Origin of the sequence: Streptomyces sp. ISL-66, assembly GCF_018614135.1 — a bacterium.
Taxonomy (GTDB): Bacteria; Actinomycetota; Actinomycetes; order Streptomycetales; family Streptomycetaceae; genus Streptomyces.
Genome location: NZ_JAGGOW010000146.1, coordinates 19,169 through 28,392 on the forward strand (window position 1 = coordinate 19,169; position 9,224 = coordinate 28,392).

General features: G+C 73.6%; 9 protein-coding genes. 2 read left to right on the forward strand and 7 right to left on the reverse strand.

Features of this window, described 5'->3' with window-relative positions; all coding sequences use genetic code 11:
* Window positions 1-75: 75 nt before the first annotated feature.
* Window positions 76-2,682 (reverse strand): polynucleotide kinase-phosphatase, encoded by a 2,607-nt coding sequence (locus J7E97_RS26765; protein WP_215032244.1) that lies wholly within the window; start codon window positions 2,680-2,682, stop codon window positions 76-78.
* Window positions 2,679-4,187 carry a 3' terminal RNA ribose 2'-O-methyltransferase Hen1 gene (locus J7E97_RS26770; protein ID WP_215032246.1) on the reverse strand — a complete coding sequence of 503 codons (1,509 nt, stop codon included), beginning with the start codon at window positions 4,185-4,187 and terminating at the stop codon, window positions 2,679-2,681. The genes J7E97_RS26765 and J7E97_RS26770 overlap by 4 nt, the downstream gene beginning before the upstream one ends.
* Window positions 4,188-4,264: 77 nt before the next feature.
* Here J7E97_RS26770 and J7E97_RS26775 point away from each other — a divergent pair, with 77 nt between their 5' ends.
* Entirely contained in the window at window positions 4,265-4,507 is a 243-nt protein-coding gene (locus J7E97_RS26775) for a hypothetical protein (RefSeq protein ID WP_215032248.1), read from the forward strand.
* A gap of 27 nt (window positions 4,508-4,534) precedes the next feature.
* Here J7E97_RS26775 and mmuM read toward each other — a convergent pair whose 3' ends face one another.
* Both mmuM and J7E97_RS26785 read right to left on the reverse strand, forming a co-directional pair.
* Window positions 4,535-5,452: a homocysteine S-methyltransferase gene (mmuM, locus tag J7E97_RS26780; RefSeq protein ID WP_215032250.1), complete on the reverse strand. Its 918-nt coding sequence runs from the start codon at window positions 5,450-5,452 to the stop codon at window positions 4,535-4,537.
* A 17-nt stretch (window positions 5,453-5,469) separates the two neighbouring features.
* Window positions 5,470-6,393, reverse strand: coding sequence for an LLM class F420-dependent oxidoreductase (locus J7E97_RS26785; protein ID WP_215032252.1), 924 nt, complete (start codon window positions 6,391-6,393; stop codon window positions 5,470-5,472).
* 200 nt (window positions 6,394-6,593) lie between these two features.
* Here J7E97_RS26785 and J7E97_RS26790 point away from each other — a divergent pair, with 200 nt between their 5' ends.
* On the forward strand, window positions 6,594-6,848 hold the full coding sequence (locus J7E97_RS26790) for a hypothetical protein (protein WP_215032265.1): 255 nt from the start codon (window positions 6,594-6,596) through the stop codon (window positions 6,846-6,848).
* Between the two features lie 149 nt (window positions 6,849-6,997).
* On the opposite strand, the gene J7E97_RS26795 is transcribed toward J7E97_RS26790, so the two are convergent.
* The 3 genes from J7E97_RS26795 to J7E97_RS26805 form a co-directional block, all read right to left on the reverse strand.
* A complete protein-coding gene (locus J7E97_RS26795; RefSeq protein ID WP_215032253.1) occupies window positions 6,998-7,483 on the reverse strand; it encodes a DUF6099 family protein in 486 nt (161 codons plus the stop codon).
* A gap of 122 nt (window positions 7,484-7,605) precedes the next feature.
* Window positions 7,606-7,947 carry a nucleotide pyrophosphohydrolase gene (locus tag J7E97_RS26800; protein WP_215032262.1) on the reverse strand — a complete coding sequence of 114 codons (342 nt, stop codon included), beginning with the start codon at window positions 7,945-7,947 and terminating at the stop codon, window positions 7,606-7,608.
* Window positions 7,948-7,997: 50 nt separating this feature from the next.
* Entirely contained in the window at window positions 7,998-9,164 is a 1,167-nt protein-coding gene (locus tag J7E97_RS26805; RefSeq protein WP_215032256.1) for an ATP-binding protein, read from the reverse strand.
* Window positions 9,165-9,224 lie beyond the last annotated feature (60 nt).

Genomic DNA, 9,224 nt, shown 5'->3' on the forward strand with positions numbered 1-9,224 from the left:
TTTCCCGGAGTTCTTCGCGAAAGTTCCCCCATACGACCTAACGACCGGCCGTACGGGGGCTCTTGCTTGACGTCTTCAGAGCCTCGGGTCCACCGGCTCCGACTCCAGCGCGAGGACCGCGAAGACCGCTTCGTGGACCCGCCACAGCGGCTCCCCCGCCGCCAGCCGGTCCAGGGCCTCCAGCCCGAGCGCGTACTCGCGCAGCGCGAGCGAGCGCTTGTGCCCGAGGTGGCGCACGCGCAGCCGCTCCAGGTGGTCCGGACGCGTGTACTCGGGACCGTAGATGATCCGCAGGTACTCGCGCCCGCGGACCTTCACCCCCGGCTGCACGAGCCGGCCCTTGCCGTCCTTGGCGTACGCCTGGAGCGGTTTGACGACCATGCCCTCGCCGCCGGCGGCCGTCAGCTCCAGCCACCAGGCGGTGCCGGCCCGTACGGAGGCCTCGTCGGCGGTGTCCACCAGGATCCGGCCGGTGCGGCGCAGCAGTCCGGTGCCGGAGGCCTCGTCGGCGGCGACCAGCCGGTCCAGCCAGAACAGCTGCTCGTCGTGGGGGACGGCCGCCAGCGACCGCCCGGCCACCGCGAGCAGCTGGAACGGGGCGAACCGTACGCCGTCCAGCCCGTCGGTGGTCCAGCAGTAGCGGCGGTAGGCCTCGGTGAACTTCGCCGCGTCCGCGGCCCGTCCGCGCTGGCGCTCCAGGAGGTCGGCGGTGTCGACGCCCCGTCCGGCGGCGGCCGCCAGGGCGGCCAGCGCGTCCGGGAAGACGGCGCCGCAGGCCGCGCCCACGGCGGCGTACTGGTTGCGCAGCAAGCCGGTGGACTTCAGTGACCAGGGCAGCAGTTCGCCGTCGAGGAGCAGCCAGTCGGTGGCCAGCTCCTCCCACAGCCCGGCGTCGGTGACCGCCGCGCGGAGCCGGGCGAGGACCTCCTCGGTGACCTCGGGATCCTTGAAGAAGGGCCGCCCGGTCCGGGTGTACACGGACCCGGTCGGACCGTCGACCCCGAACCGCTCGCGGGCGGCCCCGGCGTCCTTGCAGAGCAGCACGGTGGCACGGGAGCCCATGTGTTTCTCCTCGCACACCACCTGGGCGATGCCGTCCCTGCGGTATTGCGCGAAGGCCTCGGCCGGGTGCTCCAGGAATCCCTCGTCGCCGGCTGCCCCACGGGCGTCCCCCGAGGAGGTGGCGGTCGGCGCCATGGTCGGCGGCAGGTACGGCACCAGGCGCGGGTCGACGGCGAAGCGGCTCATGACCTCCAGGGCCGCCGCCGCGTTCTCCTCGCGCACGTTGATGTTGCCCAGGTGCCGGGTCTCGACGATCCGGCGGCCGTGGACGTCGGCGAGGTCGAGCGGGCGGCCCTCGTGGCCGCCCGGCGCCTCGGCGGCGAGCGGCTTGACCGGCTCGTACCAGACCTTCTCGGCCGGTACGTCGACCAGTTCGCGCTCGGGCCAGCGCAGGGCCGTCATCCGGCCGCCGAAGACGGCTCCGGTGTCGAGGCAGATGGTGTTGTTGATCCATGCGGTGTCCGGGACCGGGGTGTGGCCGTAGACGACCACGGCCTTGCCCCGGTAGTCCTCGGCCCACGGATAGCGCACGGGCAGGCCGAACTCGTCGGTCTCGCCGGTGGTCTCCCCGTACAGGGCGTGCGAGCGCACCCGGCCGGAGGTGCGGCCGTGGTACTTCTCGGGCAGCCCGGCGTGACAGACCACCAGCTTGCCGCCGTCCAGCACGTAGTGGCTGACCAGGCCCTGGATGAAGGCACGGACCTCCTGGACGAACTCCTCGGGCTCCCCGGCGAGCTGTTCGATCGTCTCGGCGAGGCCGTGGGTCCGCTGGACCTTGGATCCCTTCAGGTAACGGGCGAGCTTGTTCTCGTGGTTCCCGGGCACGCACAGGGCGTTGCCGGAGCCGACCATGCCCATCACCCGGCGCAGCACGCCGGGGCTGTCCGGGCCCCGGTCGACGAGGTCGCCGACGAACACGGCGGTGCGGCCCCCGGGGTGGACGCCGTCCTCGTAGCCGAGCTTGCCGAGCAGGGTCTCCAGTTCGGAGGAGCAGCCGTGGATGTCGCCGATGATGTCGAAGGGGCCGGTGAGGTGCGTGAGGTCGTTGAAGCGCTTCTCCAGTACCACTTCGGCCGATTCGGCCTCCTCGGGGGTGCGCAGCACGTGCACCTTGCGGAAGCCCTCGCGCTCCAGCCCGCGCAGCGAGCGGCGCAGCTCGCGGCGGTGGCGCTGGAAGACGGCGCGGGGCAGGGCGGCCCGGTCGGCGCGGGCCGCGTTGCGCTCGGCGCAGACCTCCTCGGGCATGTCGAGGACGATCGCGATGGGCAGGACGTCGTACTCGCGGGCGAGCCGGACCAGCTGCCGGCGGGACTCGGCCTGGACGCTGGTGGCGTCGACCACGGTGAGGCGGCCGGCGGCGAGCCGCTTGCCGGCGATGTGGTGCAGGACCTCGAACGCGTCCTTGCTGGCGCTCTGGTCGTTCTCGTCGTCGGCGACCAGGCCCCGGCAGAAGTCGGAGGAGAGGACCTCGGTGGCCTTGAAGTGCTTGCGCGCGAAGGTGGACTTCCCCGATCCGGTGGCCCCGATCAGGACGACGAGGGACAGGTCGGTGACGGGAAGTACCCGCCCGCGACCGGTCCCGGTCCCGGTCCCGGCCGTGGTGGTGACTGTGGTGGTCATGCTGCCTCGCCCTCCTTCGGGGTGTCGGTCGTGCCGGTCGTATCAGTAGTCCGGGTGCCGGTCGTGTGGGTGAAGACGGCCATCTGGGTCGGCGGCCCCACCTCCGGGTCGTCGTCCCCGACGGGCACGTACGCGACCTCGTACCCGTGCCGGTCGGCGACCCGGCCCGCCCAGGCCCGGAACTCCTCGCGGGTCCACTCGAAGCGGTGGTCCCCGTGCCGGACGTGCCCGGCGGGCAGGGTCTCCCAGCGGACGTTGTACTCGACGTTCGGGGTGGTCACCAAGACCGTGCGGGGACGGGCCGAGCCGAACACCGCGTACTCCAGGGCGGGCAGCCGCTCCAGGTCCAGGTGCTCGATGACCTCGCTGAGCACGGCCGCGTCGTAGCCCGCGAGCCGCTTGTCGGTGTACGCGAGCGAGCCCTGCGTCAGGCGTACCCGGGAGCTCTGGCGCTCCCCCATCCGCTCCAGGCGCAGCCGCTTGGCGGCCAGGTTCAGCGCCCGGACGGACACGTCCACGCCGACGATCTCGGTGTACGCCGGATCCTTCAGCAGCGCCTGGACCAACTGGCCCTGACCGCAGCCCAGGTCGAGGACGCGGGCGGCCCCGGCGGCGCGCAGCGCGCCGAGGATCGCCTCGCGGCGGCGCACGGCGAGCGGCACGGGCCGCTCCTCGGTGTCGCGGGACCCGTCGACGGCGTTGTCGAGCTCCTCGACCTCGCTTCCGTCCGCCTCGGCGAGGCGGACCAGCTCCAGGCGCTCCAGGGCGTCCTGGGTCAGCCGCTTGTGGCGGGCCAGGTAGCGGGAGGCGATCAGCTCGCTCTCCGGGTGCTCGGCGAGCCAGCCCTCTCCGGCGCGCATCAGCTTGTCCACCTCGTCGGAAGCGATCCAGTAGTGCTTGGCGTCGTCCAGGACGGGCAGCAGGACGTACAGCCCGCGCAGTGCGTCGGCCAGGCGCAGCTCGCCCTCCAGGACGAGGCGCACGTACCGGGAGTCGCCCCACTCGGGGAACGTCTCGTCGAGCGGTACGGGCGTCACGTCCACGGTGTCCCAGCCCAGCGGGCCGAACAGCCGGCGCACGAGGTCCGCGCCGCCGCGTGCGGGCAGCACGGGGATCTCCACGCGCAGCGGGCGGGCCCGGTCCGGGAGCTCGGGGTACTTGGCGCACTCGCCCTTCAGAGCCGTGCGGAACACCCCGCTGAGCGCCACGGCCAGCAGGGAGGACGCGGCGTACGGGCGGTCGTTGACGTACTGGGCGAGCGCCGTGTCGGGCGCTCCGCCCCGGCCCTTGCCCTGCCCCTGGCCGCGCCGCACGAGTGCGACGGGATCCACCTCCAGGAGCAGGCCCGCCGTGCACCGTTCGGCCGTGGCCTCGGGGTAGAAGACGTGGGCGGTGCCATGGGAGGTGGAGAACGCCTGCGCCTTCCCGGGATGCTTGTGCAGCAGGAAGCCCAGGTCGGTGGCGGGTCGTTCGGGGGAACCGGTGGTGGAGATCGTCAGGAACACACGAACGATTGTTCCTGGTCACGGCCCTCGCACGCGCCCCATTTTCCGTAGGGCCCCGGGACGCCTACCGTCGAAGGATGAGCGACATCGTCGTTGTGTACGAGCTCGGCCAGGCGGGGTCCGTCGTACGGGTGCACGCGGCTCCCGGCGCCCCCGGAGGCGGCTCCGGGCGGGGACCGAGAACCATGTGCGGGAAGGACACCTTCGCCATGGAGCCGGCCGGATGGCAGCCGTCCGAGCATCCGGGAGCCTCCTGGTGTCCGCCGGAGCACACGGGCCTGGAGTGCCCGGCCTGCGCCGCGGCGGTGGGCGAGGACTGAGGACCGGCGCAGGCCCGAGCGTGTGTCTCAGCGGGCTCCGCGGGTCTTCGCGAGGGCCGCGATGCGGTCGGGTCCGATGCGGCAGCAGCCGCCGACCAGGCGGGCACCGGCCCGGTACCAGGCGGCCGTGGGCCAGGCGACGGGTACGGCCGGAGCCCGCCAGGTCCGGGTCACGGCGTCCCAGACCGAGCCGTCGTTGGGATACGCGAGCAGCGGTTTGCCGGTGACCCCCGCCGCCACTTCAAGGGCGGGCAGCACTTCGACGGGGTCGCAGCAGTTCACTCCGACCGCGATGACCTGCGGGGACCCGGCGGCCAGGGCGAGGGCCTCTGCCAAGGGCTGCCCCGCCCTGGTGCGGCCGTCCGCCACCGTGTAGCTCAGCCAGGCCCGGGCGCCGGTCTCGGCGAGGACGGTGAGCAGGGCCTGCGCCTCGATCGCGTCCGGGACCGTCTCCAGGGCCAGGACGTCGGGCCCCTCGGCGAGCAGCGCCTCGACGCGCGGGCGGTGGAAGGCGGCCAGCTCCCGCACGCTCAGGCCGTAGCGGCCCCGGTACTCGGAGCCGTCCGCCAGCACCGCCCCGTACGGGCCCACGGACGCGGCGACCCACACCTCGTGGTCCGCGTCCCGGGCCGCCCGGTCGGCGAGGCGCACGCTGCGCCGCAGCAGCTCCGTCGTGCGCGCCGGGCCGTAGCCGTGCCGGGCGAAGGCCGCGTATCCCACCTGGTAGCTCGCGGTGATCAGCACCTCGGCGCCGGCCCGGGCGTACGCGGCGTGCGCGGCCGCCACCTGGTCCGGCCGCTCGGTGAGCACCAGGCCCGTCCAGAGGCCGCCGGACAGGTCGCAGCCCTGGGCGGCGAGCTGGTTGCTCAGCCCGCCGTCCAGGAGCACGGTCGTGCCGCCGGGGCCGGTCAGGGCCTCGGCGAGCGGGCCGGACGCTCGGGGCACGGTTCCTCCTGCCTATCTCAGCCGAGCTGGGACATGACCTGGGTGGAGATCAGCTCCAGGTGGTCCAGGTCGTCGAGGTCGAGCAGCTGGAGGTAGACGCGGGAGGCGCCGACCGCCCCGTACGCGCCGATCCGCTCCACGACCTCGGCCGGGGAACCCGCCAGGCCGTTGGCCTTGAGCTCCGCGACGTCCCGGCCGATGGCGGCGGCCCGCCGTGCCACCTCGGCGTCGTTCTTGCCCACGCACACGACGAGGGCGTTGGAGTAGACGAGGTCGTCGGCCTTGCGCCCGGCAGCCTCGGCGGCGGCGCGGACCCGGCCGAACTGCCGCTCGCTGTCCGCGATCGAAGCGAACGGCATGTTGAACTCGTCCGCGTACCGCGCGGCGAGGCGCGGCGTGCGCTTCGCGCCGTGACCGCCGATCAGGACGGGAATCTTGGCCTGGGCGGGCTTGGGCAGCGCCGGGGAGTTCTCCACCTGGTAGTGGGTGCCCGCGTAGTCGAAGGTGGCGCCGGGCGGGGTGGCCCACAGGCCGGTGACGATGGCCAGCTGCTCCTCCAGCCGGGCGAGGCGCTCCGCCGGGAAGGGGATGCCGTACGCCTTGTGCTCCTCCTCGAACCAGCCCGCGCCCAGGCCCAGTTCGATGCGGCCGCCGGACATCTGGTCGACCTGGGCGACCTGGATGGCGAGCACGCCGGGCAGCCGGAAGGTGCCGGCCGTCATCAGCGTCCCCAGCCGGATCCGCTTCGTCTCCCGGGCCAGGCCGGCCAGGGTGATCCAGGCGTCGGTCGGTCCGGGCAGGCCGTCGGCCGATCCCATGCGCAAGTAGTGGTCGGAGCGGAAGAACGCGTCGAAACCCAAATCCTCGGTGGCTTTGGCGACGCTCAGGAGGGTGTCGTAGCTCGCGCCCTGCTGGGGCTCGGTGAAGATACGGAGATCCATGTCCCCATCCTGCCCTTTCGACCCCGGCCGGGTGAATCTGAGTCGGCCGGACGGCCCGCCGCCGCCCCCGCCAGTGACCAGCCCGGACGGGGATCGTTGCTCGGACGGAGCCGGACCGCCCGGCCCGTGCGCCGGCGGCCTTCGCCGGTGCGTCCACCGCCCCCTTCCGCCATGGAAGGGCCAGGGCCGAGGAGGCCGCCATGTCCCAGGAGTCCGCGCCGGAACCTTCCGGGCAGCGAGGACAGGACTGTGAGACCGGGCAGGCAGCGCACGACCACGCACGTCAGGAGACCCTCGTACCCGCCCAGGTCGGCGCGCCGAAGGGCCTGTTGCAGCAGATGGAAGAGCTGATGGCGGCGCTGAACGCCGACCTCTCGCAGCTCGACGCCGACCTCCAGTCCTCCACGGACCGCCCCCCGGAGAGGGAGCAGCGTCCGTCCTCCTGGTCGTACTGACCCCACGGGTCCCGCCGCGCGCGGCGGGACCCCACCCGGCTCCGACCCCGACCTCCGGGCTCGGGCCACACCGGGGCCTCGGACCACAACGAGGCCTGGGGCCATGCCCCGACCTCGGACCATGACGGGCCTCAGGCCCTGCCGGAGCCTCAGGCGACCCCGGACGCGGAACCCCGCTCGCGCACGGTCAGCCGGCGCAGGATCGCCCGGACCCGGTCGCTCGATTCGTCAGCCGCGTCTATCGACTCTATGCACTGCCAGTACAGACCCTCGTCGTCCGTCCCGCAGGCCACCCCGACCAGCGCTATGCCCACTTCTCCCAGCAGCGCCTGGAGTCCGAGCAGCGCCTGTCTCGCATCCGTCACCTCCGTCAACTGCGCCGCCCGTGGCGGAAGGTCGGGCGCATAGCCCTCTCCGCGCAAGGCCGCGCGGTCGAGCACCCCGCAGCCTCTTCCCCCCGCTTCGCCCAGCCCCCGTGCCTCCGATCTGAGCTCCGGCGGCCCGGTGATCGCCAGCCAGCTCCCAATGCCCTGCGCGAGGGCCTGTGCTTGCCAGGCCTCGCCCACGATGTCCCACGCAGCCCCGCTCTGTGCCAGCGCGTGCCGGCCGGCTGCGATGAGCCGTACCGCATCCATCTGCCGTCCCCCGTCCGCACGACATCCGCCGTTCCCATCACTACCCAGAGTGAAGGCAACGGGCGCGTAAAGCCAGGGGTATTCGGAAATTGTGGACACAAACATGGTTGTGGATAACGCCATCACTCCGAAGAGTGACGGTCCGACCCCTGGACGCCCGGAACCGGGAACCGCAGCTCGTTCCGCTCGATCTTCGCGGCGAGCGCATCCAGCACATCGACCCCCAGGACCTCACAGAACTGCAGCAGGTACGCGAGCACGTCGGCCACCTCGTCCGCCACCCTGTGTGCGCTTTCCGGCTTTTCCATGACCCTTGCCGACTGCTCCGGCGTCAGCCACTGGAAGATCTCGACCAGTTCGGCGGCTTCCACGCTCAGCGCCGCCGCCAGGTTCTTGGGTGTGTGGTACGGCTCCCACCCGCGGGCGGCCGCGAACTCGGCGAGCCGCCGCTGCAACCGCCCCAGCCGCTCGTCGGGCCGGTTCCGGTCGTCCTCGTGCGTGTCGCGCTCCTCGTTCACGGGATCAGGTCTACCACCGATACACCCTCGACCCGCCGGGCGGCCGCCGCGCACGCCTCGCCCACCGAGGCCGTCAGCCGGACCTGCCCGCGCCCGCACGCCAGTACGGCAAGCCGCAGCAGCTCGGCGGCCTGCCCGCTGTCCAGGTCCCGGTCGAAGCCGTCCGCGAGGACGGCCAGCACCTGGCGTGCGGAGAGCAGTTCGGCGGCCGGGTCCATGGCCAGCACCCCCGGGCCGGTCAGCAGCACCAGCGCGAGGGCCAGGAAGCGGAGTTCGCCCGCACCGAGCCGGGCCAGTTCGGTGGCGGGCCTCGCGGGGCCGCGGTCCAGCAGGCCGGTGACCGGGCCGCCCTCGGGGGCCCGTACGCCGAGCCCCGCCACCCAGCCCGCGCACCCGGTACGGGCGGCCTCGGTCAGCAGTCCGTACCGGGTGCCGCACTCCAGACGGGTCCGGCGCAGTACGTCGGCCAGGTTGGCGCAGTCGCCCAGCAGCCGCCCCTCCCCCGGTACGACCGGCTCCCGCATCCGCTCCGGACGGGGGTCGCAGGGGAACACCGAGCGCAGCGCGACCACCACTTGCTCGGCGGCGGCCAGTACCCGGCGCTGCCCGTCGGTGGCGCCGGCCACCCGCAGCGGGAGCAGGGCGGTGCCGAGCCGGTCGTCCGGCAGCGGAGCCCTGGTGACCCCGACGGCCCCGCCCGTCAGCCAGGCCGCCTGGACGGACCGCCGCCCGGGGTCGCGCAGGGCGGTGCTGAGCAGGACCTCCCCGTCCACCGAGAGCCGTTCGCCGACGATCCGCAGCGCGGGTTCCGCCTGGACGGCGAGATCGAGCCGGACCGGCCCGGCGGGACCGTCGACCGTGCAGCCGATCCGGAAGCCCCGTCGTCGCTCGGCGTCGGGCACCGCCCGGTCGGGGATCCGGGCACCCGGCTCGGGAAACACCTCCTCCAGGGTCGCCCCGGCAGCCAGGGCGGCCAGTGCCTCATACGCCTCCAGAGCCTGCGATTTGCCGCTCCCGCTGGGCCCGGCGAAGAGGGTGACGGGCCCCAGCGCGAACCGCGCCGCGCGGTGCACCCCGTAGGCGGACAGCCTCAACTCGGTCGTCGCGGGCCGCAGATGGGGGACCCCGGCGGGCGCCGCGGCGGGCGTCACGGCAGGCGTCACGGCGGGCGGCCGCCCGGCAGCCGGGGCTAACCCCGGCCCCCCACCGCCCCGCGCCACGGC

What these genes read in the sequence shown, in the direction of transcription:
- J7E97_RS26785 (WP_215032252.1), bottom strand. Translation starts at nt 6,393, where the DNA reads ATGGATCTCCGTATCTTCACCGAGCCCCAGCAGGGCGCGAGCTACGAC.
- J7E97_RS26775 (WP_215032248.1), top strand. Translation starts at nt 4,265, where the DNA reads ATGAGCGACATCGTCGTTGTGTACGAGCTCGGCCAGGCGGGGTCCGTC.
- J7E97_RS26790 (WP_215032265.1), top strand. Translation starts at nt 6,594, where the DNA reads ATGTCCCAGGAGTCCGCGCCGGAACCTTCCGGGCAGCGAGGACAGGAC.
- J7E97_RS26795 (WP_215032253.1), bottom strand. Translation starts at nt 7,483, where the DNA reads ATGGATGCGGTACGGCTCATCGCAGCCGGCCGGCACGCGCTGGCACAG.
- J7E97_RS26765 (WP_215032244.1), bottom strand. Translation starts at nt 2,682, where the DNA reads ATGACCACCACAGTCACCACCACGGCCGGGACCGGGACCGGGACCGGT.